Annotated in this window: 25 protein-coding genes; 14 read left to right on the forward strand and 11 right to left on the reverse strand. The window is 45.0% G+C overall.

Annotation, left to right across the window (positions count from 1 at the left end):
• Positions 1–90: 90 nt before the first annotated feature.
• From Q1A23_RS18095 to mazG, 5 genes are all read right to left on the reverse strand, one after another.
• Positions 91–912, reverse strand: coding sequence for an energy transducer TonB (locus Q1A23_RS18095; RefSeq protein ID WP_299826044.1), 822 nt, complete (start codon positions 910–912; stop codon positions 91–93).
• A gap of 3 nt (positions 913–915) precedes the next feature.
• Positions 916–1,443 (reverse strand): biopolymer transporter ExbD, encoded by a 528-nt coding sequence (locus tag Q1A23_RS18100; protein WP_299826046.1) that lies wholly within the window; start codon positions 1,441–1,443, stop codon positions 916–918.
• Between the two features lie 16 nt (positions 1,444–1,459).
• Complete coding sequence (locus Q1A23_RS18105; RefSeq protein ID WP_299826048.1) at positions 1,460–2,071, reverse strand: biopolymer transporter ExbD; 612 nt, start codon at positions 2,069–2,071, stop codon at positions 1,460–1,462.
• Between the two features lie 20 nt (positions 2,072–2,091).
• On the reverse strand, positions 2,092–2,967 hold the full coding sequence (locus tag Q1A23_RS18110) for a MotA/TolQ/ExbB proton channel family protein (RefSeq protein ID WP_299826050.1): 876 nt from the start codon (positions 2,965–2,967) through the stop codon (positions 2,092–2,094).
• 523 nt (positions 2,968–3,490) lie between these two features.
• Positions 3,491–4,303, reverse strand: a complete 813-nt coding sequence (mazG, locus tag Q1A23_RS18115; RefSeq protein ID WP_299826052.1) for a nucleoside triphosphate pyrophosphohydrolase — start codon at positions 4,301–4,303, stop codon at positions 3,491–3,493.
• A 332-nt stretch (positions 4,304–4,635) separates the two neighbouring features.
• On the opposite strand from mazG, the gene glmM reads away from it, so the two are divergent.
• From glmM to Q1A23_RS18130, 3 genes are all read left to right on the forward strand, one after another.
• On the forward strand, positions 4,636–6,027 hold the full coding sequence (gene glmM, locus Q1A23_RS18120; protein ID WP_299826054.1) for a phosphoglucosamine mutase: 1,392 nt from the start codon (positions 4,636–4,638) through the stop codon (positions 6,025–6,027).
• A 135-nt stretch (positions 6,028–6,162) separates the two neighbouring features.
• Entirely contained in the window at positions 6,163–7,305 is a 1,143-nt protein-coding gene (locus Q1A23_RS18125; protein WP_299826056.1) for a cysteine desulfurase family protein, read from the forward strand.
• Positions 7,306–7,395: 90 nt separating this feature from the next.
• Positions 7,396–7,977: a TIGR00730 family Rossman fold protein gene (locus tag Q1A23_RS18130; RefSeq protein ID WP_299826058.1), complete on the forward strand. Its 582-nt coding sequence runs from the start codon at positions 7,396–7,398 to the stop codon at positions 7,975–7,977.
• A 402-nt stretch (positions 7,978–8,379) separates the two neighbouring features.
• On the opposite strand, the gene hemH is transcribed toward Q1A23_RS18130, so the two are convergent.
• Positions 8,380–9,408 (reverse strand): ferrochelatase, encoded by a 1,029-nt coding sequence (gene hemH / locus Q1A23_RS18135; protein ID WP_299826059.1) that lies wholly within the window; start codon positions 9,406–9,408, stop codon positions 8,380–8,382.
• Between the two features lie 265 nt (positions 9,409–9,673).
• On the opposite strand from hemH, the gene era reads away from it, so the two are divergent.
• The 5 genes from era to Q1A23_RS18160 all read left to right on the forward strand — a co-directional run bounded on the left by era (position 9,674) and on the right by Q1A23_RS18160 (position 12,868).
• On the forward strand, positions 9,674–10,561 hold the full coding sequence (era, locus tag Q1A23_RS18140) for a GTPase Era (protein WP_299826060.1): 888 nt from the start codon (positions 9,674–9,676) through the stop codon (positions 10,559–10,561).
• A gap of 69 nt (positions 10,562–10,630) precedes the next feature.
• Positions 10,631–11,944, forward strand: coding sequence for a ribosome biogenesis GTPase Der (gene der, locus Q1A23_RS18145; RefSeq protein WP_299826062.1), 1,314 nt, complete (start codon positions 10,631–10,633; stop codon positions 11,942–11,944).
• A 68-nt stretch (positions 11,945–12,012) separates the two neighbouring features.
• On the forward strand, positions 12,013–12,195 hold the full coding sequence (locus tag Q1A23_RS18150; protein ID WP_299826064.1) for a hypothetical protein: 183 nt from the start codon (positions 12,013–12,015) through the stop codon (positions 12,193–12,195).
• Positions 12,196–12,386: 191 nt separating this feature from the next.
• Positions 12,387–12,563, forward strand: coding sequence for a hypothetical protein (locus tag Q1A23_RS18155; RefSeq protein ID WP_299826066.1), 177 nt, complete (start codon positions 12,387–12,389; stop codon positions 12,561–12,563).
• Between the two features lie 98 nt (positions 12,564–12,661).
• On the forward strand, positions 12,662–12,868 hold the full coding sequence (locus Q1A23_RS18160; protein ID WP_299826067.1) for a hypothetical protein: 207 nt from the start codon (positions 12,662–12,664) through the stop codon (positions 12,866–12,868).
• 60 nt (positions 12,869–12,928) lie between these two features.
• On the opposite strand, the gene Q1A23_RS18165 is transcribed toward Q1A23_RS18160, so the two are convergent.
• A complete protein-coding gene (locus tag Q1A23_RS18165; RefSeq protein WP_299826069.1) occupies positions 12,929–13,498 on the reverse strand; it encodes a hypothetical protein in 570 nt (189 codons plus the stop codon).
• Between the two features lie 205 nt (positions 13,499–13,703).
• Between Q1A23_RS18165 and Q1A23_RS18170 the strand changes: the two genes are divergently transcribed.
• Positions 13,704–14,768: a hypothetical protein gene (locus tag Q1A23_RS18170; RefSeq protein WP_299826070.1), complete on the forward strand. Its 1,065-nt coding sequence runs from the start codon at positions 13,704–13,706 to the stop codon at positions 14,766–14,768.
• Between the two features lie 62 nt (positions 14,769–14,830).
• On the opposite strand, the gene murQ is transcribed toward Q1A23_RS18170, so the two are convergent.
• The 4 genes from murQ to Q1A23_RS18190 all read right to left on the reverse strand — a co-directional run bounded on the left by murQ (position 14,831) and on the right by Q1A23_RS18190 (position 18,165).
• Complete coding sequence (gene murQ / locus Q1A23_RS18175) at positions 14,831–15,649, reverse strand: N-acetylmuramic acid 6-phosphate etherase (protein WP_299826072.1); 819 nt, start codon at positions 15,647–15,649, stop codon at positions 14,831–14,833.
• A 39-nt stretch (positions 15,650–15,688) separates the two neighbouring features.
• The gene (locus Q1A23_RS18180; RefSeq protein WP_299826073.1) at positions 15,689–16,564 is read right to left on the reverse strand and encodes a hypothetical protein; all 876 of its coding nucleotides are present in this window, start codon (positions 16,562–16,564) and stop codon (positions 15,689–15,691) included.
• Between the two features lie 48 nt (positions 16,565–16,612).
• On the reverse strand, positions 16,613–16,873 hold the full coding sequence (locus Q1A23_RS18185; RefSeq protein WP_299826075.1) for a cytochrome b5 domain-containing protein: 261 nt from the start codon (positions 16,871–16,873) through the stop codon (positions 16,613–16,615).
• A 125-nt stretch (positions 16,874–16,998) separates the two neighbouring features.
• Entirely contained in the window at positions 16,999–18,165 is a 1,167-nt protein-coding gene (locus Q1A23_RS18190) for a formimidoylglutamase (protein WP_299826077.1), read from the reverse strand.
• Positions 18,166–18,387: 222 nt separating this feature from the next.
• Here Q1A23_RS18190 and Q1A23_RS18195 point away from each other — a divergent pair, with 222 nt between their 5' ends.
• The 5 genes from Q1A23_RS18195 to Q1A23_RS18215 all read left to right on the forward strand — a co-directional run bounded on the left by Q1A23_RS18195 (position 18,388) and on the right by Q1A23_RS18215 (position 25,069).
• Positions 18,388–20,148, forward strand: coding sequence for a long-chain fatty acid--CoA ligase (locus tag Q1A23_RS18195; protein WP_299826079.1), 1,761 nt, complete (start codon positions 18,388–18,390; stop codon positions 20,146–20,148).
• Positions 20,149–20,406: 258 nt separating this feature from the next.
• A complete protein-coding gene (locus Q1A23_RS18200; RefSeq protein WP_299826081.1) occupies positions 20,407–20,841 on the forward strand; it encodes a MarR family transcriptional regulator in 435 nt (144 codons plus the stop codon).
• Between the two features lie 24 nt (positions 20,842–20,865).
• Entirely contained in the window at positions 20,866–23,268 is a 2,403-nt protein-coding gene (locus Q1A23_RS18205; RefSeq protein ID WP_299826083.1) for a 3-hydroxyacyl-CoA dehydrogenase/enoyl-CoA hydratase family protein, read from the forward strand.
• 80 nt (positions 23,269–23,348) lie between these two features.
• Positions 23,349–23,645: a GIY-YIG nuclease family protein gene (locus Q1A23_RS18210; protein WP_299826085.1), complete on the forward strand. Its 297-nt coding sequence runs from the start codon at positions 23,349–23,351 to the stop codon at positions 23,643–23,645.
• Positions 23,646–23,890: 245 nt separating this feature from the next.
• Positions 23,891–25,069: an acetyl-CoA C-acyltransferase gene (locus Q1A23_RS18215; protein WP_299826086.1), complete on the forward strand. Its 1,179-nt coding sequence runs from the start codon at positions 23,891–23,893 to the stop codon at positions 25,067–25,069.
• Positions 25,070–25,193: the final 124 nt, after the last annotated feature.

The following is a 25,193-nucleotide window of genomic DNA, read 5'->3' on the forward strand; positions in this document are numbered from 1 at the left end:
CAACACAAACGTATTGGAGGTCTCAAATTAAAAAGTAATTTCGTCTCAAACCCGTCAACTTATATCAGGACGAGACAACTTAAGGTGTGCTTATTTAATTGTGAATCGTACTGGAAGTGTGTAGCGTACTGGTACTGCTCTACCGTTCTGCTTACCTGGAGTCCACTTCGGCATTGTTTTCACAACGCGCATTGCTTCTTCGTCGGTACCGGCTCCAAGGTTTTTTACAACCTGGATTTCAGAGATTTCACCTGTTTTGCCAACTACGAATGAAAGTACTACCAGACCTTCAACTCCGGCACGCTGTGCAGCTGCTGGGTAGCGAATGTTTTTGGCCAGGTACTTAAGCATTTCTGTTTCGCCACCCGGGAAGGTAGGCATCTGCTCTACGTAAGTATAAGGCTTTTCTTCTACTACTTCTGCAACTACGTCGCTTGTTCCGTCAATGTCACCTAAGTCAAGAGGAGCTCCTTTAACACCTTCAACTGTTTTAGTACCAGCGTCAACTTCTTCTAGTACTTCAATATCTGGTATCTCTTCTTCTTCTCTTACCTCTTCGTCACGTTTAACCACAGGTGGTGTAAACTTAACCTGCGCACGTACTGGCGGCGGCGGTGGTGGAAGATCTGGCGGCGGCGGTGGCGGCGGCGTATTTTCTTCTAGTGGTGGTGGCGGTGCAAGGTCTACTTCTGTAATAATTCGCTCTACCACTTCTTCCTCTTCTGCTGGTGCTAACAATTTGCTTATTAGCGGAATGCTGATAAACAAAAAGAATAAAATAATAGCAATTATAGAGGCTTTAGTGACATGCGAGCTATACAGTTTGCGAAGTAAGTATGCACCATACGCTTTATTACGTCCTTCAAAGACGATATCATCAAGCGAGGCTTTTGCGAACTGACTTGCGTCCATATCTTATTGTCCTGTTTTTTGCTGAATCAGTTGTTTGTCATTGTCGGTTATATCAACAAGGGCAAATTTCCTGGTATCGGTTAATTTCAACTCATCTAAAATGTCTACCATGTTCTTGTAGCGCGAAGTTTCCATGGCTTTTACCATCACAGTCATTTTTTCGTTAGACTTAACACGTGGTGATATAAGCACTTTACGGATTCCATTTGCAGAGTAATCAGACTCTACTACTTCCGGGTTATCAGCAGGATCGCCTAAGCCAAAGAAGTAGAATAACTTGTCATCTTCACCCAGTACAATTGTTAAAGCATTACTTGCCTTTACTGGAATCTGGTTTTCTGGAACATCATCTTTCACAGGCATGTTAATTTCCATGGTCTGTGGCTTACTAAACGTAGTGGTAAGCATGAAGAACGTTAGTAGGAGAAAGGCAAGGTCAACCATTGGTGTCATGTCCAGGTGGACAGACATCTTTTTGGCTCTTTTTTTCCCGCCTTTACCGGAGTCGGCTTTTTCTTGTATTTCTGCCATTTCTTATCTCCTTCTATTAAAGGTTAGTCGGTCTATTTTCCATGTCAGTAATCAGGTTAAACCTGTTTACCTTCCTGTCCTGCAGGGTGCTAATAACCTTCTGAACCGTTTTGTAGCTTACGTCCTGGTCACCTTTGATGGCAATAACCACCTTAGGATTGCTTAGGCGTGTCTGGTGTACCCAGTCTGCTAACTCATTGTTAGTAGAATCTACAGGTATACCAGGTGCAGCTTTATCAAACTTTTTACGGGCATCGGTTTCCATAGCTAAGTAAGACTTAAGCTGGTTCATCGGTACGCCAAAGTTCGTTAAGAGCGAGAAGGTTTCTATTTCTGTTGGACTGAATCCTACACCGTATTTGCCTGCCATCTTGTTAAGTACTGCTTCCTTTGTTTGCTTGCTGTCAACTCCAAAGAATACGCGGTCGTTTTTATCAACCGTTATTACAATTACGTTAGACTCTGGTAGTTTGATCTCTGAAACTGAGGATGGAGTGTCTACCACTACGGCCTCTTCAGGAGAGAACTGTGTTGTCAGCATGAAGAAAGTAACCAGCAAGAAGGCAAGGTCCACCATTGGTGTCATGTCCAACGTTGGTTTGGTCCTTTTTACTTTTACTTTAGGCATTTTATTGTGTTAAGAGTCAATTAAACAGTTTGTTGTCTTACAGGAGCACCAGTTGTTTCGTGCTGAGCTGCGAAAGTAGAGATAATGCTGAAGCCAGCTTCATCAATGCTATAAGTTAACTCGTCGATTTTGCTAGTGAAGTAGTTGTAAGCAATGATAGCGATTGCAGAACCAGATACACCAAGGGCTGTGTTGATCAAGGCCTCAGAGATACCGTTTGATAGTGCAGTTGCATCAGGAGTACCAGAAGCTGCAAGAGCCGAGAACGCCTTAATCATACCAAGTACTGTACCGATCAAACCAGTAAGTGTTGAGATAGAAGCGATAGTTGAGATAATAACAAGGTTTTTCTCAAGCATTGGTAACTCAAGTGAAGTAGATTCTTCAATCTCTTTCTGGATAGCAGCAACTTTCTCAGCTTTTAAAAGCTCAGGCTCATTCTGCATTTCCTTGTACTTAAGTAGACCGGCTTTAACTACGTTACCAACTGAACCTTTCTGTGCGTCGCAGGCTGCAATTGCACCGTTGATATCACGCTGGTTAAGTTTAGCAGAAATAGTACGTACGAAACCTGCTACGTTCTTTGTGCCCTTAGCTTTGCTGATAGTAAGTGAACGCTCGATAGCGAAAACCAATACTAGAAGTACTAACGTCATCAAAACTGGTACTACCCAACCACCTTTGTAAACAATGCCAAGGTAGTTGCCTGGAAGTGGGTGGTTCTCGTTGCTGCCGCCTTCGAAGTTGGCAGGGTTACCAAGAACAAACATATAGATTAGCACGCAAACCACGAATGTTATTGGAATAACAATTGTGGCAAATATTGAAGCAGCTGACCCACTGCTTTTGGCCTCTACATTAGCATTTTTGCTTACTACTGCAGTCTTTTTTTCCATTTTTTTAAAGTTTAAAGTTTAGCTGTTTGTGTTGTATTAAATTGTCTGTGTTATTATAAAATGTAATTGTTTCTCTTTTAGTTCTTTATTGAAATTGCAATTTCTGCTTTTTCTGCAGATTTCAAACTCTCTGCTACGCAAAATTTAAAAAATAAGCAGTTTTTAAAGGTGCTCTTCTAAACCTGCGGATTTCAAATTTAACGTGCTTTAATATAATGCAGACTACTGTCCTTTTACAAATCTATATATTTTAATGATTTATAACAAAGTATAAAACAGCTGCAGGCAATTTAATTTATTCTAAACCGAGGCATTTCGTCTTCCATAATCGATGTAAACAGAATGTATACTTGACTAGAAAAGGAGCTGCATGGCTTACGGGTTTTTGCCAGATTCGCTGTTTAGGTACTAGCTCTGAGAGCGTCTTCTTAAATTAATGTACGTTTTGTAAAATATTTCCCTCGTTTAAATTGAGAAAAAGTGGTTTAAATATAGCTAATGTATACTTATGTTGTATGCGTGCCTACAGGTTTTTTGCCTTGTTCCAGTAATAATCCATTTCTTCCAAGTTCATATCCTGTAATTGTTTGCCGTCTTTTGCGGCTTCTGTTTCTATATACTGAAAACGGCTTATGAATTTAAGGTTGGTTTTTTCCAGCGCCTCTTCAGGATTGATATGAATAAATCGGGCGAAGTTTATCAGGGAAAACATCAGATCGCCGAACTCTGCTGTAGCGTGTGTTTTATCTATAGCACTAAAGTCTTCTACATTAAACTCTGATTCAAACTCGTTTAGTTCCTCCTTTACTTTTTCCCACACCTGAGTCTTATCGTCCCAGTCAAAACCAGCCCCTCTGGCTTTTTCCTGGATGCGCATGGCTTTTACAAGTGCCGGTAAAGAGCTGGGCACTCCGCCCAATACGGATTTATTTCCTTCTTTCAGCTTTAGTCTTTCCCAGTTTTGCTTTACCTGTTCCTCTGTCTCTGCTTTAGTATCGCCGTAAATGTGTGGGTGCCTGAAAATAAGCTTTTCACATTCGCTGTTCAGTACATCTGCAATGTCGAAAGCACCTTGCTCTGAGGCTATCTTTGCATAGAATACCATGTGCAGCATAATGTCGCCAAGTTCTTTCCTTATCTCGGGCATATCATTTTTAAGTATGGCATCAGACAATTCGTAGGTCTCCTCAATCGTCAGGTGACGAAGGCTCTCTATGGTTTGTTTACGATCCCATGGGCATTTCTCACGCAGTTCTTCCATCACGTCCAGCAGGCGGTTAAAAGCCTGCAGTTGCTTGCCTCTCGGGCTATCATCAAATTTTATAGGAGTTGTCATAAAAGCAAATGTAATAAAACCGGGGCATCTATACTTAGTTTTCGTTTAAGGATATTGTCGTATGATGGATTAGTAAAGGCTGCTTTCTTCTAAAATGCGCACACTTATTATATATAGTGGCACGTTATAACCTGCCTGGCCGCACCAACTACAGCGTGTGCATTGGAGCAGTAGCATAATTTGAACACCCGCTAAAGTATAACTATACGTATTGGTGGCAGTAGTACGCTGTAGTGGCAACATGCATGAGTTTTTGGCTAAGTATAAGGAGTAGTACTTCTGAAAGTCTCACAATTTTCACTAATTTTGCGACATTAAATAATATACAACAAGTGGCTTTAATAAAATCAATTTCCGGTATTCGCGGTACAATAGGCGGACAGGCAGGGGAAGCCCTGACGCCAGTAGACGTTGTGAAGTTCGCTGCTGCTTTTGGTACATGGGTGCTAAAAACAACAGGAAACAACACGATTGTAGTAGGGCGTGACGCGCGCATCTCCGGCGAGATGGTAAATAAACTAGTATGCGCTACACTACAGGGTTTAGGCATCAACATTATAGATGTAGGTTTGTCTACAACGCCTACAGTAGAGATGGCTGTGCCCGATATGAACGCGGGAGGAGGAATTATACTTACTGCCAGCCACAACCCAAAGCAATGGAACGCGCTGAAGCTGCTTAACCAAAAAGGGGAGTTTATCTCGGATGAGGAAGGTAAGCTGGTGCTGGAGATTGCCGAGAAAGAGGCCTTTGAGTTTGCTCAGGTAACAGAGTTAGGTTCCTACAAAACCGATTGCACTACAATGGGTAAGCACATAGAGGCTATACTTGAGTTGCCATTGGTAGATGTTGAAGCTATCAGAGAGAAGAACTTTAGTATAGCCATAGACTGCGTTAACTCAACTGGAGGTATTGCAGTACCGATGTTGCTGGAGGCCTTAGGCGTTAAAACAGTAGAAAAACTATTTTGCGAGGCAGACGGTAACTTCCCTCACAACCCGGAGCCGCTGCCGGAAAACCTGCGCGAAATAGCTAAAGTAATCGAGAAAGGTAAATTTGACCTGGGTATAGTAGTGGATCCGGATGTTGACAGGCTGGCCTTAGTAAACGAGGACGGTAGCATGTTCGGCGAAGAGTATACGCTGGTGGCTGTTGCAGATTACGTCCTCAAAAACCAGGTAGGCAATACCGTCTCAAATCTTTCGTCTACCAGGGCGCTGCGTGATGTTACCGAGAAAGCTGGTGGTGCCTATTATGCGGCTGCAGTTGGTGAGGTAAACGTTGTGAACATGATGAAGGCCGAGAATGCCATTATTGGTGGCGAAGGAAACGGCGGCATTATTTACCCAGAGCTGCACTACGGCCGCGATGCCTTAGTGGGTATTGCTTTGTTTCTGACGCACCTGGCGAAATCCGGAATGAGTATGACGCGCCTGCGCGCATCTTACCCAAGTTATTACATCTCTAAAAACAAAATAGAACTGACACCGGAAGTAAACGTTGACGAAGTGCTGCGCCAGATGCAGGAGCGTTACGCGAAGCAACCTATCAATACAATTGATGGTGTTAAGATCGAGTTTGATAAGGAGTGGGTGCACCTGCGCAAGTCTAATACCGAGCCGATCATCAGAATCTATGCTGAGTCGGATAGCAACGCTACGGCAGAGCACCTTGCAAATAAAATAATTGCTGACATAAAAGAGATTATCTCAGCCAAAGCATAATGTGTTGTTGCTGTAGCATAGTATAACCAGCAACTAAGGGTTGCGCCAGAAGAGAAACAATGTCTTTTTCTCTTTGGGCGCAACTTTTTTTTATACTTTAGTGGTTCGTTTATAGTGAATTCATCCCAAAATATCATGCGTGTTTATTTAGATAATGCTGCTACTACCCCTCTGGATAAAGAGGTTTTTGATGCCATGGCTCCCTTTATGCTTGAGCATTTCGGTAATCCTTCGTCCATACATTCGCATGGGCGAGAGGTTAGGTCTGCCATAGAGAAAGCCCGCCGAACAGTAGCCACCTTACTAAATACATCGCCCGCCGAAATCTTTTTTACGTCTGGGGGTACAGAAGCAGACAACGCTGCTATACGCTGCACTTGCCGTGCCTATGGTATAAAGCACGCCATCTCTACTAAACTAGAGCACCATGCTGTATTGCATACTATGGATCTGCTGGAGAAGGAGGAAGGCGTACAGGTAAGCTACCTGCGCCACGATGAGTATGGCAACCTGGACCTGGAACACCTGGAAGAGCTGTTGGCAAACCAGCCACGCACAATGGTCTCTATTATGCATGCAAATAACGAGATCGGTAACCTGAACAACATTGAGGCTATCGGTGAGATTTGCAGAAAGTATGATGCAGTTTTCCATTCAGACACAGTACAGACAATGGGGCACTACAAACATGATATACAAGCGCTGGGTGCTAACTTCCTGGTTGGTTCGGCACATAAGTTTCACGGGCCAAAAGGCGTGGGTTTCCTATACTGCGATGCTAACATCAAAATTCAGCCATTGATACAAGGTGGTGCCCAGGAGCGCAATATGCGCGGCGGTACTGAGAACGTATATGGTATAATTGGCTTGGCTAAAGCGCTGGAGATAGCCTACCGAGACATGGAGGAGCATGCAAAGCATATCCAGGGGCTTAAGGACAGGATGATCTATAAACTGCGCGAGCAGATGGAAGATGTAAGCTTTAATGGCCTATCGGAGTTTGGAGATAAGAGCTTGTACACAGTACTGAACGTTAGCCTTCCTGCATCCGACATAAACGAAATGCTGCTGTTTAGCCTGGATATAAACAAGATATCTGCCTCTGGTGGAAGCGCCTGTAGCAGCGGAGCCAATGCAGGTTCTCATGTGCTGCGCGCGCTTAATGCAAGCTCTGATCGTGGTTCTGTTCGTTTCTCGTTCAGCAAGTATAATACTGAGGCAGAGATAGACTATGCAGCCGAAGTACTCTCCAAAATGTATAAAAAGGAACTGGCGTAACTCTAAAACGCTGCCCTCAAAGTATAAAAGGCTTCAGCAGAGATGTTGGAGCCTTTCTTTGTCATCAGGATTTTTCAGTAAAGTATAAAAATGAAAAGTGTAGGAGTATTTTGTGGTGCTAACCCTGGGGTAAACCCAATATACCAGGAGGCGGCTGCGGACTTGGGGCGCTTGATGGCGCAGCAAAGCATACAGCTTGTTTTCGGGGGCGGTAAAGTTGGCTTGATGGGTACCATTGCAGATGCCGTTTTAGCAGCGGGAGGTACAGCTGTTGGGGTTATACCGCAGAGCCTCGTAGACCGTGAAGTTGCTCACAAAAGGCTGACGGAGCTGCATGTAGTGCAAACTATGCACGAACGAAAAGCCATGATGGCAGCCCGCTCAGATGCGTTTATCTCCATGCCGGGTGGTTTTGGTACTTTCGATGAAATCTGCGAGATAATCACGTGGAACCAGTTAGGTATTATTAAAAAGCCTGTCGCGTTTTTCAATGTAAATGGCTACTGGGATAAGTTTATGGAGATGGTGGACCATACAGTAACAGAAGGATTTGTGAAATTTGACCAGCGCGAAAACCTGATTGTGGAGAGCAACCCTGAAGTGCTGCTGCAGAAACTAAGGAGCTACGCAGATGTTACTTCAGATTACTGGATAGATTTCAAGCGGATATAGTTGCTCATCAAAGTATAAAGGCATTGCAAGTATAAACTGCTTTTGATGCAAATAGCTATTTAGAAGTGCAGGCTTAGTTTGAGTAAGCAGTTGCCCTTGATTTATGCGAGTTTAGCGGCGGCGCAACTTGTGGTGGTACGTAGTGCCAGTTTGAAACTGGCTTTGCTATCAAAAAATAAATAAAGTCTTAAGCCATACTTTTACATTGATGAGTAGTCATAAAGTATAGGTTTGGCAAAGTATGAATCCTGCTAAAGTATATTTCTGCTCTCGCAGAATGCCGGTTACAAAATGGTGTCATAAACTGTCATAAGTTGCGCCATCGCCAAACTTGTGGCAGGATAAAAAAGGAAGCGCCGCTGTGATAGTTCGTAGCGGCGCTTCCTTTTTAATTTTTACATCCTAATGCTGCAGAACCAAGTTTTCAACGGCGTCAACCCACATATCGTTGGAGTTAAGGCTTTCAACCAGTTGCCATTTTTCGCCGCCGGCCTCTAAAAACATTTCCTTAAACTCTTCGCCAACTTCAATGGTGGTCTCAAGGCAATCTGCCACAAATGCCGGGCTATAAGCCAATACTTTTTTTATACCCTTTGCTGGCAAATCCTTAAGTATAAAATCGGTGTAAGGTTGCAACCAAGGGTCTTTGCCAAGCCTGGACTGGAATGCCACCGTGTACTGGTCTTCGCGCAAGCCTAATTGCTCGGCCAGCAGCCTTGATGTGGCAAAGCAGGAAGCACGGTAGCAGTATTTGTTGCGCTTGTTATAGCTGTTGCAGCAAGAGCCAAGTTTGCAGTAGCCGTGGTCGCTGCCTTTAAGTATGTGGCGCTCTGGCAGGCCGTGGTAGCTAAACACAACGTGGTCATACTTGTCCTGGGCCATGTGCTGCTTACCTAGTGTGGCAAAAGCATTTATAAAGCCAGGGTCGTCGCAGAACGAAGATATAAAGTTTATACTTGGTACAATCCACCAGTCTTTTACGATCTCCATTATTTTATCGTGCACAGAGCCAGTAGAGGCTGAGGCATACTGCGGGAAAAGTGGCAGTACAATAATACGGTCTACGCTTTGCTCGCGAAGCTCCTCAAGCGCACTTTTTATACTTGGGCTCTGGTAGCGCATGCCAAAAGCCACATGGTAGCTGTTGCCGAGCTTTGCCTGTAGCTTTTCCTGCAGGTCGCGGCCATGGTAAAGCAGCGGAGAGCCGCGTTCTGTCCAGAGCTCTTTATAAACTTTAGCAGACTTTGGTGCCCTGAAAGGCGCAATAACCCCATTTATGAGGGCATATCGTGCAATAGCAGGTATATCGATCACGCGCTTGTCCAGTAAGAACTCGCGCAGGTATTTTCTTACATCAGGCGTGTTTGGAGTATCCGGTGTGCCTAGGTTTACCAGTAAAACACCAATTTTGCCGCTCGTTTTCTTGTTCATTAAACTACTTGTCTTCTTCTGGGTCACAAAGATACAAACTATAAGTCGTTTGTTGTAAATCGATATTATCTATAAGCAGATAGAGAAGCAACTGCATGTGGTAAAGCAAGAAGTGTAGTATAATGTTTGCAACCAGAGTATAAATATTTGCCTGGCCCGCGCAAAGTATAAACGTTATCCATCACCCGCTCATTTACAATAATTTAGACATTCTGCCGCAGTCTCGTAAAAAAGAAGTAATTTTGCATCCTTAAATTTTAAGAGTATGGCCGAAACACATCATAAAGCCGGATTTGTAAGTATAGTGGGTAAGCCAAACGTGGGTAAATCAACGTTGATGAATGCGCTGGTAGGGGAAAAACTCTCTATCATCACGTCAAAAGCACAAACCACGCGGCACCGCATCATGGGTATTTTAAATGGGGATGATTTCCAGATTGTGTATTCTGATACGCCTGGTATCATTAAACCACAGTATGCCCTGCACGAACAGATGATGAGCTTTGTGCGCACCTCCCTGGAAGATGCCGATGTTATACTTTTCGTGACGGATATTTATGAGAAGCACGACGAGGATGATGTAATTAAGCGCTTGCAGCACGCAGATGTGCCCATACTTTTGCTGATAAACAAGATTGACCAGGCCACAGAAGAAGAGGTAAACGAGAAAGTAGCTTACTGGCAGGAGAAAATGAATCCTACAGAAATCCTGCCTATCTCGGCGCTGCACAACTTTGGCTTAGACCACTTGTTTGGCCGCCTGCTTCATTTTTTGCCAGAACATCCGGCCTTTTACCCTAAAGATGAACTGACTGATAAGCCTGAGCGTTTCTTTGTGTCGGAGATTATCCGGGAGAAGATCTTCCTGAACTACAAAAAAGAAATTCCTTATGCCTGTGAGGTAGTGATAGAGGAGTTTAAGGAAGAAGAGGAGATCATTCGTATCAGGGCGGAGATAAGCGTGGAGCGCAGAAGCCAAAAGGGTATTGTGATTGGCAACAAAGGCGAGGCGCTGAAAAAAGTAGGTACCCAGGCCCGCATTGATATGGAACAGTTCTTCCAGAAAAAGATATTTCTTGATTTGTATGTGCGCGTGAACGAAAACTGGCGAACCGACCAAAAGCTGCTTAGGCGCTTCGGTTACAGCGAGTAAATAGGCGCACAGTATAAAGCTTCGGGGCAAGGTGCTCCGGGGGCACTTTAACTATTTTATTTTTATTCGATGTCATCAAACATCATCGCGATTGTAGGTCGCCCAAACGTGGGTAAGTCCACGCTATTTAACCGCTTAATTGGCCAGCGTAAGGCCATTATGGACAACGTAAGCGGCGTAACCCGCGACAGAAGCTACGGCCACGGCGAGTGGTGCGGTAAATTTTATACTGTAATAGACACCGGTGGCTATGTACACGGCTCCGACGATATTTTTGAAACAGAGATTAACCGACAAGTAGAACTGGCCATGAACGAGGCCGATGTTATACTTTTTATGGTTGACGTAGATGCTGGTTTAACCGGCCTGGATGAGGAATTTGCCAACGTACTTCGCCGCTCTAAAAAGCCAATTTATGTAGTAGCCAATAAAGCCGATACGAATGCGCGTATGCACCAGATGGGTGAGTTTTATGCATTGGGTGTAGGCGAAGAGATTTACCCGATATCGTCTCAGAACGGATCAGGTACAGGCGAATTGCTGGATGAGGTTGTAAAACACTTTAAAGACGACGGCATAGAAGATCCGGATGCAGGAATTCCGAAGATTGCTGTGTTAGGCCGTCCAAATGCTGGTAAGTCTTCGTTTGTAAACCTATTGCTAGGCGAAGAACGAAACATAGTAACAGACTTAGCCGGTACTACCCGTGATGCGATTCACTCACGTTACAACGCTTTTGGTAAAGAGTTTATAATTGTAGATACTGCCGGTTTGCGCCGCAAGAGCAAAGTAAGCGAGGACATTGAGTTTTACTCGGTAATGCGCGCTATACGTGCCCTTGAAGATGCTGACGTATGTATTGTAATGCTGGATGCTACCCGCGGTATCGAGGCGCAGGACGTAAACATTATTACACTAGCCGAGAAAAACCGCAAAGGCATAGTTATACTTGTAAACAAGTGGGACCTGGTGGAGAAGGACACAAACTCAACAAAAGAGTTTGAAGAAACCATTCTTGATCGCATTGCTCCAATAAAGTATGTGCCGGTTATATTTACTTCCGTGGTTACTAAGCAGCGTATACACAAGGCTGTAGAGAAGGCGATGGAGGTATACGACAACAAAACGCGTAAAATATCTACGTCTAAGCTTAACGACCTGCTGTTGCCAGACATTGAGCGTTATCCGCCGCCAGCAATAAAAGGTAAGTTTGTGAAGATAAAGTATATCACGCAGTTGCCGACGCACAATCCAACGTTTGCGTTCTTCTGCAACTTGCCACAGTATATCAAGGAGCCATACATGCGTTACCTGGAAAACAGAATGCGTGAGCACTTTGGTTTTGAGGGAGTTCCGATTAAACTTATCTTCAGGAAAAAGTAGTGTTTGATTAGGATATTAGAATATAGTATTATATTTGTCTCTTCATTTCATTAAAACACTAAAACATCATGAAAAAAGTATTCGGTTTACTATTTGTTGCTGGTCTTTTCGCATTCGCATCTTGCAACAACGCAGAAGAGACTGCTACTGAAGTAGAAACTACTGAAGAGACTGTAGTAGAAGAAGCTCCGGTTATGGAGGAAGACACTACTACTGTTCCTGTTGACACTACTCAAACTCCAGCTGAGTAATTAACAGCAGAAACCACCCGGCGCATGGCCGGGAAACCGAAAGGCACCCCTAACAGGGTGCCTTTCGGCGTTTTATACAGTATAAAAAAACTATATTCAGATAAACGCGTATTGTTTTTCGTGTTTCTGCCTTGGCAGCATACACACCTGCAAAACTGCAGCGAGTATGTTATTTTTAAACAGACCAGAATATGAAAAAAGTACTTTATGTGTTTGCAATGGCTGGGTTTTTCGGCTTTGCTTCCTGCGACTCTCCGGCTGAAGAAAGAGCCGAGGACAGAGTAGAGGAGATGGAAGACCAGGCTGAGGAAACCGCTGATCAACTTGAAGATGCGGCAGAGGACGCCGACACAACAGTTATCGAATAGCTAAAGGCTACCTGCTTGCAGCGGCTGTAAATAACAAAGGCTAAAGCAATACGGGTAGTTACAAGTATAAATCAATGATTAATTTTAAAAGAGAAACCATGAAAAAGTTACTATATGTTTTTGCAATCGGAGGCTTGTTCACATTTGCCTCATGCGACTCTAATACAGAAAACAGAACCGAAGAAGGAATGGAAGAAGTAGGGGATGGAGCTGACGAATTAGGTGATGATATTGAAGAAGGTGCCGAAGATGTAGGAGATGGAATAGAAGAGGGCGCTGAAGAAGTAAAAGACGAAGTGCAATAAGCACACGCAACTTAAACAGAAAGAGGACCTGCTTCAAGGTCCTCTTTCTGTTTTTATAGGCTAAGGCCCCAGCCGTTTTTGTATCAGGCTGTTTACTAAGGCAAATAAACGCTTGGGAGTATAAGTGCGCCAATAAATATCGTCTAGGTTGCCACCAGAGTTTATATAAGAGTCTAAGTTGAAGTTGCGCATCTCGCTCAGTACAAAATCGCGGAAGCCAAGTGCTGCAATCCAGCCTTCTTCCACGTCCTCAAACCATTCTTCGTAATACGAGTCGTCGGAGCCATGAAAGTTAAAGACATTCTCGCCGATAAGTATAAAATGCTTGATGCCCTCAGCCACTAACGGGTCAATAATGTTGCGTTTCAGGCTCATGATGTCGTTGTTCAACGTGTCGTTCCACTCTCCGATAAACTCAATCACGGCAAACCCCAGATCGTAGTCCGCAAAAAGTATTTTTATAAAAAGTGTCTCAGAGTCAATATCGTCCCATTGCGGATGGATGTAGTAGCCGTATATGGTATTGGTGTAGGACAAAAGGTTATTTTCTGCTCCAAATAATGGTGAGCGTGGGTCTTCAGAAGCTGTGTAATGCTCTAGCCAATTATAAAAGGGTTCTATCTCGTGCATAAATATTCTGTTGATACTGGCAGACGCTATAGTGCATCTGCTTACTTTACTTTAAAGGCACCGGCAAAGTTGATGCTTTTAGCTTAAATTTAAAGTATGAAACTAATCTGGCCGAAACCGTTTTTAAAATATAAGCGATAGAGGTAAAACAACGTTATACTTGTACCAATTGATTAATTCGCTCCTTTAAAACCTGATTTCTATCATGATAAACAATTTTTTTACGCTTATCCGTTCTGCTGCATTGCTGCTTTTTTTGCTTTTGGCAACCACGGTTTCTGCCAATGATACAGATTATACTAAAGAATATTATCCAACTATCAACCAGGCGGAGTTAAGCATACTGCAGAAGGATTATGCTACAGCCTTGACGTTATACCAGGCGGCATTTAAGGCGGTACCAAGCCCTTTTGCCCGCGATTATTATAATGCAGCAGTTTGCGCGATGCTATTGAAAGATAAAAAACAATCTGTGGTATACCTGGAGCAGCTGGCAACAAAAGGCGTAAGTATAGATTACTTAGGAAAGCAGCCGGTTTTCGATTCGTTGAAAACCACAAAGCAATGGCGAAAATTTAAACGCAAGTACCCAAAGTACCGGAAGCAGTACGACAGGCAGGTAAACCTGGACCTGCGCGCCGACCTTGATGAGCTTTATGCCCGGGATCAGTACTTCAGACAGGCTGAAGGAGGTTTGCGAGTATATGGTGACACTCTTCGTAAAATAGAAAAAGCCAACACAGAGCAGTTTCTGGCGTGGGTAGAGAAGTATGGTTTTCCAGGCGAGTCGCTGGTAGGAGTAGGAGATACGCTGGAGCATTTGCCGCGCTTTAGTATAATTATACAGCGCCAGACAAAAGCCAGAAAGGGACATGATTTTACAGGAGTTCTAAAAGAGGCTGTGCAGCAGGGCAGGATCAGCCCGCAAGCAGCAGCTTACTTGCTGGAGCAGCAGGCAGGTGCAAGTAAGTATGGCTCTAAGGCTTTTGTAAAAGTTAGCTGCAACACCTGCGAGGATAAGAAGCCGCTGCGTAACATGGACCGTTACCTGGAAGAAAAACGCTCTGCAAAAGAGACAGAAAGTATAAATGCGCGCCGAAAGAAGTTAGGGCTTGAAACGCTGGAAGATTACAAGAAGAAAGTGCTTTATAGTATGGATGATAAGCGGTTTAAGCTAAACTACGATTGGTCTGTGGTAAACTACCAGGTGCCAAGCACAGAAGCCGCTAAAATAATGATGGAGCGTTTTGTTGTTGCAGATGCAGAATAACTAGAGTTGACTTATACTTAGGCGGGAGTAAAAGCAAGTAGGCTGTTACTCCCGCTTTTTTATTAACTACACTCGTTACCGTTTTTATAAGCCTCCATAGCAGCCCGCACACTCCCGAATTTCTTTAGCAATGCAGCCGCCTCTGGCCGTGTAAGGTTTAACTCTTCCATCACCATTCGTGTGCCCCGGTCAACGAGCTTCACATTAGATAGCTGCATATCTACCATTTTATTGCCCTTTATCCTGCCAAGCTTTATCATAACAGAAGTGGTAAGCATGTTTAAGGCAAGTTTTTGTGCTGTGCCGGCTTTCATGCGGGTGCTACCGGTTACAAACTCAGGGCCTGTAACTATTTCTACAGGATAATCTGCCTCAGCTGCTACAGCACTACCAGCATTGCAAACAATGCAACCTGTAGTAATACCTTGCGCACGACACTCTTTCATGCCTCCTATCACATAGGGAGTTCGGCCAGATGCGGCTATACCCACCACAATGTCTTTAGAAGTGATGTTGTGTTGCTGCAGGTCTTTCCAAGCTTGTGCTTCGTCGTCTTCAGCAAACTCGACTGCTTTCCGGATGGCTGTGTCGCCGCCTGCTATCAGGCCCACTACCATGCCATGTGGTACGCCATACGTTGGAGGGCATTCTGAAGCATCCACTATCCCTAAGCGACCGCTTGTACCGGCACCAATATAAAACAAGCGCCCTCCTTCTTGTAGCTTTGCTACAGTAGCTTCTACTAACCGTTCTAGTTGTGGTATGGCGGCTTCAATGGCTATCGGAACCGTTTTGTCTTCGCGGTTTATGTTGTTCAATAGCTCCCGGATGCTCATTTGCTCCAGGCTATCGTAATAAGAAGCCGACTCGGTAGTAGACATGGGTATGCTTAAAGTAATGTAAAAACGGTAACCTCTATTCTATTTTGTGCTGTTAGGAGTGCCAAACGCCTGCAGCAACTCCTGGTGGTAAAGTATCATGCCCTCGCTTGGCGTGCTTAATATCCGGCCCAGGGTAATACCGTATTTTTTTGCCACCTGCTTCAGGGTATCCGAAAAATGGTAAGCAATGGAGCCCACAAAGTGCACCGGCAGTTCAGCAAATTTATCGTATTTGGTAATGTGGCATTCAAAGAACTCGGAGAAGTTCTCATAGATCATGGCTTTAATTACCGGGTGCTGGCGTTTCTCGTGCATAAATTTTGCAAAAGATGCCATGTAACGGCTAGGTACGGTACTGCCATATACTTCATCTAAAATTCCGTCTTTGGTTAAATTAAAGCGGTTCTTTAGTGATTGAGCCAATTCATCCGGAAGCTCACGGTACAGATATGCTTTGATCAGTAACTTACCCATATACGCTCCGCTGCCCTCATCGCCTAGCAAAAAGCCAAGCGAAGGCACATTATCCACAATGTCTTTTCCGTCATACAAGCAGGAGTTGGAGCCTGTGCCTAATATACCGGCAATACCAGGTTTGTGGCCGCATAAAGAGCGTGCAGCCCCCATTAAGTCATGGTCTACATGGATCTCAGAAGCGGGGAACGCTAATTTCAGGGCGTCTTCTACGCGCTTATTACGTTCCGGGGAGCTGCAGCCCGCGCCGTAGTAGTAAATGGCTTCTGGTGTTTTCTCCTTTAATTGAGGCAGCAGCGTGTCGTGCAGGGCTTGATAAATCTGGTCAGCGTCCTGGTACATTGGGTTGAAACCGATAGTTTGTACCTGGTCAAATGTTTCTGTGGCCGTAACCAGGCGCCAGTCAGTTTTGGTGGAGCCGCTGTCAGCGATTAAGATCATAGTTTAAAAGTAAAAGTATTCCAGTTAATTATGATAGTCTGGTAGTATTTACGTGATACTATTACGGTATACGGAGTTTTTTACCAAGCCTATCGCTTCAAATTTATCAAAAACATATTCAGTATGTGGCGCATCTTTTAACTCTTCGGTAAGGTCCTGCCCTGCCCAATGTTCGTAGTGGTTGCCGTTGCGCCATAACCTCGACTTCCTGACATCATAAATTATACCTTTATAGGCTACCCATACTTCATCACGGTCTTGCCCGTTGCGCGAGGCCAACTGCTGTAAAGTATATTCAGGTAAGTCCATGCTTGTGTTTAATGCAGTTGAAAGCAGCTTTAGTAAATGCCACTTTTATGCAGTTGTTTAGATATAAGGCCTACAAAGTATAAATATTGCTCCCCTTTTCAAAGAACAAAATAGTACATTTCCAGTTAGCCTATTCTGGCTTGCGTGAGTATCCAGCGGTTAGGTACCTCGCCGTTAATGGCTTGCAGGTAATCTTCGTAGCTGCATGGCACAATGCGGTTGCCTTTGTCGTTGCTGAGCGCCTCTACCTCCAGCCACCATTTTTCGCTGTGTTTGCTCTTGTAAAAGATCATACGGTCTGGGTTGTCCTCTGTGAAGGCTACAGCATACTTGGTGAAGTGCTTGCCACTAAAGTCTACTTCGTTTTTGCGGTGGTAATAACCTTCTATAAAGTACCAGATCATGGTGGCAACAGTAGTGGCGGTTAGATCACGGTTATCAAGCTCCGGGTTATACTCATAAATACCCAGCGAGGTAAGGTGGTCGTTCAGGCCGGCGTACCAGCAAAGCTGGCAGGCCTCTTCGCCTGTTAGGCCAAAGGGGTTGGCGGGCTCATAGCCAGGCGCATCTTGGTGTCTTATTGCAGATATATCGAATGTGAGCAAATCTGCCACACGTACAACAGGTTCCATTTCCTGAACGCTTCGGTGCACCTCCCCAACGCGGTACGATTCAAAGTGCAGTTTTTCGAGCGTGGCCATTACCTCTGGCTCTACCAAGTATGATTGGTAACCGATCTGGCCGAGACTGAAAAGGTAGTTGGGCTCGTGCATGAGTATCTGGCGCAATTGCTTTTTATTTGCAGGTGCTTCCAAATCTTCTGTCATGTCTACGCTGCTGTCTACGGTTACCATATTCACTACACGGTCCAGGTGCTCGTAACCAAGGTACTGCCCGTACTCAAGGTCGTGGGTGCCCCCAATAATGATGGGTATAGTATTATGAGAAATCAGTACCTCTACTATTTCTTTCAGGCGCAGGTAGGTGTCGTCTAGCGTTATGCCAGGCCTCAGGTTGCCCAGGTCGGCAATATGGCAGCGGCCGGTGCCTTTTAGCAAACCGTAAAGTTTTTTGCGAACGGCGCGCGCCGGCGATGCAGCTGGTGTTGTTTCCATTGTTTCTGCGCCGGTAAGTCCGCGGGTTTCGTGTATGCCGATTAGAGCGATGTCTGCCGATCGCCAATCCGGGAACTTGCTTACAAAGCGGTTAATGTAGGCACCTAATGTGCGTGGTTTACTAAGCGTTACAAAAACGTCTTCGTTTAGCGGCTCAAAAAATATAGAAAGATTCATGCTTTGCGTCTGGAGAAACCAAAAATACTAAAAAAGCAGCGTTTCTGCTGCTTTCATAAAATATCGTTTTTACATCCTAAAAATATAAGTTTTATTAAATATTATACTTGCGTGCATGGCACAATTGAAAAAAAATGCCTAAAATGCATATAGAATAGCCGCAACTATTATATTTAAGTAGCTAAACCGCTATATCTAAACTGACTCCTTAACTGAAACACAATGGAAATAACCCGTACTTTAGATCTGCTGCCTCATCAACTAGCAAATGCTCCACAACCTGACTGCCTTGCTGCCAAAGTAGATGGCGTTTGGGTAAAACACACTACACGGGATGTGCAGGACTATGCAAATAAAATCAGTCTTGGTCTTCTCAAATTAGGTATTGGCAAAGAAGATAAGGTGGCAATCGTTTCTTTTAACCGTCCGGAGTGGGTTTTTGCAGACTTTGGTATACAGCAGATTGGCGCAATCAGCGTGCCGATGTACCCAACTATCACAGTTGAGGATTACAGGTACATATTTCAGGACGCGGAGGTTAAGATCGTTTTTGTAGCAGATGCCTCTTTATATCATAAAGTAAGCGCCGCTACCGAAGGTCTTGATAGTGTTCAGGAGATTTATACTTTTGACAAGATACAAGGAGCGAAGCATTGGAGCGAAGTGCTGGAGCTTGGCGAGAAAGAAGATGTGGCGCAACTGGAGCCATTAAAGGCAGCCGTAAAGCCAGACGACATCCTGACGCTGATTTATACTTCGGGCACAACCGGCAATCCAAAAGGAGTAATGCTGACGCACGATAACATTATGAGCAACGTAAGAGGCACCATGCCTTACGTGCCAGTAGGCAGAGAGCACAGGGCATTAAGCTTTTTGCCGCTTTGCCATATATTTGAGCGCATGCTGCTTTACTTATACATGCGCATCGGAGTATCAATTTACTATGCCGAAAGTATAGAAAAGGTAGCGGACAACCTGAAAGAGGTACAACCACATGTATTTACAACGGTGCCACGCCTGCTCGAGAAAGTATATGATAAAATTGTAGCCAAAGGCATGGAGTTGACAGGCGCTAAGCGTAAGCTTTTCTTCTGGGCACTAGAGTTGGGCTTAAAGTATGACACCCGCGAAGACCAGGGCTGGTGGTACAACAAGCAACTGGAATTAGCTAATAAACTTATCTTCAGCAAATGGCGCGAAGCATTAGGCGGCAATGTGAAAGTGGTGGTATCAGGTGGCGCTGCCTTGCAACCTCGCCTGGCTCGTGTGTTTTGGTCTGCTAATATCAGGGTGATGGAGGGTTACGGCCTTACCGAGACCTCTCCTGTGATTTCAGTTAACCGTTTTGAGCCGGAAAATAATGTTATAGGTACTGTAGGTATGGCTATAGATGGTGTTGAAGTAAAAATTGCTGAAGAAGACGGTGAGATCCTAACCCGTGGACCTCATGTAATGAAAGGCTACTACAAGCGCCCTGACCTGACATCGGAGGTTATTGATAAGGATGGTTGGTTCCATACTGGTGATATTGGTACGCTAGTAGAGGGTAAATTCCTGAAGATTACAGATCGTAAAAAAGAAATGTTCAAGACTTCAGGTGGTAAATATGTAGCGCCACAGGCCATCGAGAACAAGCTGAAGGAGTCTGTGGTAATCGAGCAGGCAATGGTAGTAGGAGAAGGGCAGAAGTATGCCGCGGCGCTTATTGTTCCTTCGTTTGCCGGTTTGCAGGATTATTGCCAGCATAAAGGGATAGCTTATACTTCTGATGCCGAGATGATCACTAAGCCTGAGATATTGGATAAGTTTCAGCGTGAGGTGGATAAAGCAAACGAAACCCTTGCGCAGTACGAAACCATCAAGAAATTCAGGTTGCTGCCAGAGGCATGGACTATCGAAACCGGAGAACTTACAGCTAAACTAAGTATAAAGCGGAAGGTTATTACCTCTAATTACAAGAACATTATCGACAGTATGTTCTAGAACCATAAGTATAGTAGCTGCAAGTTGTAATAAGTTATTTTTCAGTTACTTTCAGTAGTAAGTGCGGTTTAAGCACATTTAAAGCCTATCTCTAACAGAGGTAGGCTTTTTTTATGTAACTATCTTCAAAAGTATGCATACATATAATACTGCTTTGGCAGTTATGCGCTTGCTTGCCTTGGGCAGAAAAAAATATGTCAAAATAGTATGCAAGCATAACATTTATTTTCTATATTTGGTATATACCAATGTTTGCCTATGAAGCCAGAAGAAACAGTAGATTATAACTTTAAGGTATGTTGGCATGCCATTTCACGCATGTATAATACAGAAGCTGCCAAAAACGACATTACCACGTCCATTGGTTTCGTGCTGTTAAACATAGATCAGGAACTTGGTACGCCTGCTACCAAAATTGCGCCCTTGCTTGGTTTAGAAGCACGTAGCCTTACCCGTATACTTAAAAGTATGGAAGAGAAAAAGCTAATCTATAAAGTTTCTGATCCTACTGATAAGCGACTGGTACGTATTTTCCTGACTGAAGAGGGCCTGAAGAAGAAAGAGGTTTCCCGGATAACGGTGAAGCAGTTTAACAATAAAGTACGCGAGGCTATACCTGAGCAAGAACTGGACACCTTTTTCAGCGTGTGTAGCCGCATACAGGGCATGATTGAGAATAAAGATATCTTTTAAACCATAGACAACCATAGCTATTCTATGAAGAGAATAATAAAGAAAGTAGCCGTGCTGGGTTCCGGTGTAATGGGCTCGCGTATTGCCTGCCACTTTGCCAACATCGGGGTGCAGGTGCTGCTGCTCGACATCGTACCCAAAGAGCTGACGCCCGACGAGGAGACAAAAGGCCTGACGCTGGAAAACAAAGCCGTGCGTAACCGCATCGTAGATAGTTCGCTGAAAGCGGCCATCAACTCCAATCCGTCGCCGATCTACCGCAAGTCAGATGCTAGCCTGATACAGACGGGCAACTTTGAGGATAATATGAAGGACATCGCTACCGCCGACTGGACCATAGAGGTGGTAGTAGAGAACCTGAAGATAAAGAAACTGGTGTACGACCAGGTGGAGCAGCACCGCAAGCCGGGCACGCTGATCTCGTCTAACACCTCGGGCATCCCGATCCACATGATGCTGGAAGGACGCTCCGATGATTTTAAGAAACATTTCTGCGGTACCCACTTCTTTAACCCGCCACGCTACCTCAAGCTGCTCGAGATCATTCCTACACCGGAAACGGACCAAAGTGTAGTGGATTTCCTGATGCACTACGGTGATTTATACTTAGGGAAGACAACCGTACTGGCCAAGGATACGCCTGCCTTCATTGCCAACCGCGTGGGTATTTACGCCATTATGCAGGGCTTGCAGGTAATGAACAAGCTGGGGCTGAACGTGGATGAAGTAGACAGAATCTCCGGTCCTATCATCGGTCGTCCAAAGTCGGCTACTTTCCGAACGCTGGATGTGGTTGGTCTGGATACACTGGCTAACGTAGCAAACGGCTTGTACCAGACAGGCGAGAAAGACGAATCAAGAGAGCTGTTCCAGTTGCCGGACTACCTGCAGAAGATGGTGGAGAACAAATGGCTGGGCGATAAAACTGGTCAGGGCTTCTATAAAAAGACCAAAGACGCCAAAGGCAAAACCGAGATCCTGACGCTGGACCTGAACACGCTGGAGTACGGGCCAAAGCAGCGCCCTAAGTTCCAGAGCCTGGAAGTACTGAAGCCGATCGAGGACCTGAAGAAACGCATCAAGGCCTTCTCCAAACAAAACGATAAAGCCGCACAGTTCTTTAATGAGTCCCTTTACGGTCTGTTCCAGTACGTGAGTAACCGCATCCCTGAGATATCTGACGAACTATACAGAATAGACGATGCTATGCGTGCCGGCTTTGGCTGGGAGCTTGGTCCGTTTGAATACTGGGATGCCATTGGTGCCCGCGAGGGTGTGCAGCGTATGATAGAGAACGGTTATCAGCCGGCAGCCTGGGTAGAAGAAATGCTGAACAGCGGCAAAGAGTCTTTCTACATTGTAGAGAACGGCACTCGCCGCTACTACGACATCCAGAGCAAAGAATACAAAGCCATACCAGGTGCCGAGAACTTCATTATACTGGAGAACCTACGTGGAAACAACGTGATCTGGAAAAACACCGGCGCAACTATAACCGACCTAGGTGATGGCATTCTGAACGTAGAGTTCCATACCAAAATGAACACCATGGGCGGCGACGTGATCATGGCGCTGAACAAAGGTATAGAGCTGGCCGAAAAAGATTTCCGTGGTATGGTAGTTGGTAACCAGGGAGCTAATTTCTCTGCAGGTGCCAATGTTGGCCTTATCTACATGTATGCTTTGGATCAGGATTACGATGAGCTGAACATGATCATCCGCCAGTTCCAGAACACTATGATGCGCATGCGTTACTCGGCTATACCTGTAGTGGGTGCGCCACATGGCTTAACGCTGGGCGGTGGCTGCGAGCTTAACCTGCACGTCGACCATATACAAGCATCTGCTGAAACCTACATGGGTTTGGTGGAGTTTGGTGTTGGCCTGATACCAGGCGGTGGCGGTACAAAAGAAATGACGCTACGTGCTGCTGATATGTATGCTGAAGGAGACATCGAGTACAATGACCTCAAAAACGCATTCCTGAATATTGGTATGGCAAAGGTATCTACGTCGGCTAAAGAAGCGGTGGACCTGGGCTTTATGCGCAAATCGGATGGTATAACTATAAACAGCAACCGCCTGATAGCTGATGCTAAAGCACAGGCTATACTTATGGCAGAAGCTGGGTATACCAAACCTGTGCAGCGCACAGATATAAGGGTACAGGGTAAAGGTGGTTTAGGTATGTTCCTGACAGGTGCTAATGCCATGTTTACCGGCCGTTACATGTCGGAGCACGACCTGAAGATCTCTCAGAAACTGGCTTATGTGATGTGCGGCGGTGACTTGTCTGCCCCAACAGAGGTAAGCGAGCAGTACCTGCTGGACCTGGAGCGTGAGGCCTTCCTGTCGCTGACAGGTGAGCGCAAAACGCTGGAGCGTATCCAGAGCATCCTGACCACAGGCAAGCCGCTGAGAAATTAAATTGCTTAATGGGCTAAAAGTAGCCCACGTTCTTTGTCATCCTGAAAGGATCTTGGTTGAAGGGAGGTTAAGCCTTAGCTATGAAAAGTCATAACTACTTCGTCTACATCATTACTAATCCGGGAAAAACGGTGCTATATGTTGGTGTGACGAATGACTTAGTAGTTAGGCTACAGCAGCATAAGGAAAACAGGGGAAAGCCTGAAACATTCGCCGGCCGCTATTACTGTTATAAACTCCTGTACTATGAGCGCTATACTTATGTAGAGCATGCTATAGAGCGGGAGAAAGAACTTAAGCTGTTAAGCCGGGATAAGAAGGTAGAGCTTATCAAAAGTGAAAATCCATACCTACAGTTTCTGAAGGTTGATGATTAAATAAGCTTGCATCTCCCAGTCACCAAGATCTTTACAAGATGACAAAAGAGTAGTAGTGGAGTGAAAGTAGAAGTCAGTATGACAGTACACTTAGAACGAAACCTACTCATTGTCATTCTGAAAGAAACTTGGTAGAAGGGAGGTTAAGCGTAAGCTACTGATAACAGACCAGCAAGAACTCTGAAAGGATAACAAAATAGAATAGAAAGTATAGCTGATAGTATAAACTATAAAAGAGCATCAAAATGAACAATGCATATATCGTAGCCGGATTTCGTAGCGCCGTGGGTAAAGCCGGCCGTGGCGGATTTCGGTTCACCAGACCTGATGACCTGGCCGCTGATGTCATCAAACATTTAATGGCTTCTGTACCAAGTTTAGACCCTGAGCGCGTTGACGACCTTATAGTTGGTAACGCTGTGCCGGAAGCTGAGCAAGGCCTTCAGATCGGTCGTATGATCTCGCTGTTGTCTTTGCCAATGTCCGTTTCAGGTATGACGGTGAACCGTTACTGCGGGTCTGGTTTGGAGACTATAGCTATTGCCGCAAACCGCATTGCAGCTGGTATGGCTGACTGTATAGTTGCCGGTGGTACGGAATCAATGTCATTAGTGCCAACAGTTGGTTGGAAGACTGTACCGAACTATAACATCGCGAAGAATAACCCTGACTGGTACCTGAGCATGGGCTTAACTGCTGAAGCCGTGGCTGCAGACTATAATGTTACCCGCGAAGACCAGGATGAGTTTGCTTATAACTCTCACCAGAAAGCTATTAACGCGATCAAAAACGGCTACTTTAAAGAGCAGATCGTTCCGATAACGGTAGAGGAAACTTACCTGGATGAGAACGGCAAAAAGAAAACCCGCACTTACGTTGTCGATACTGATGAAGGTCCACGCGCTGATACCTCTATGGAAGCGCTGGCAAGATTGAAGCCGGTATTCGCAGCAGGTGGTTCGGTAACAGCCGGTAACTCTTCTCAGACATCAGATGGCGCTGCCTTCGTGATCGTGATGAGTGAGCGCATGGTGAAAGAGCTGAACCTGGAGCCAATTGCCCGAATGGTAAGCTATGCAACTGGTGGTATTGATCCACGCATAATGGGCATGGGCCCAATAGCGGCTGTTCCGAAAGCACTTAAAATGGCTGGCATGACACTAAACGACATTGACCTGATCGAAATGAACGAAGCTTTTGCAGCGCAATCAATCGCTGTAATGCGCCACCTTGATTTCGATCCGGCTAAACTGAACATAAGTGGCGGTGCTATTGCGCTTGGTCACCCGCTGGGCTGCTCTGGTGCGAAGCTTAGTATACAGCAGTTCCACGAGCTTCGCCGTTTAGGCAAGAAGTATGGCATGGTAACCGCATGCGTTGGTGGTGGCCAGGGTGTTGCTGGAATTTACGAATTACTGAAGTAAAAGCGATTTATGGCGCGAGCGTCTTCGCTCGTGACGAACTATAGCTGGGCCTCTGGCCCATTAGGATTACAAATCCGACATTATAAAAAGTCACGGGTTACAAACCCGCGCCAGCACTTGTGCC

The organism is uncultured Pontibacter sp. (assembly GCF_947492645.1).
Classification (GTDB): domain Bacteria; phylum Bacteroidota; class Bacteroidia; order Cytophagales; family Hymenobacteraceae; genus Pontibacter.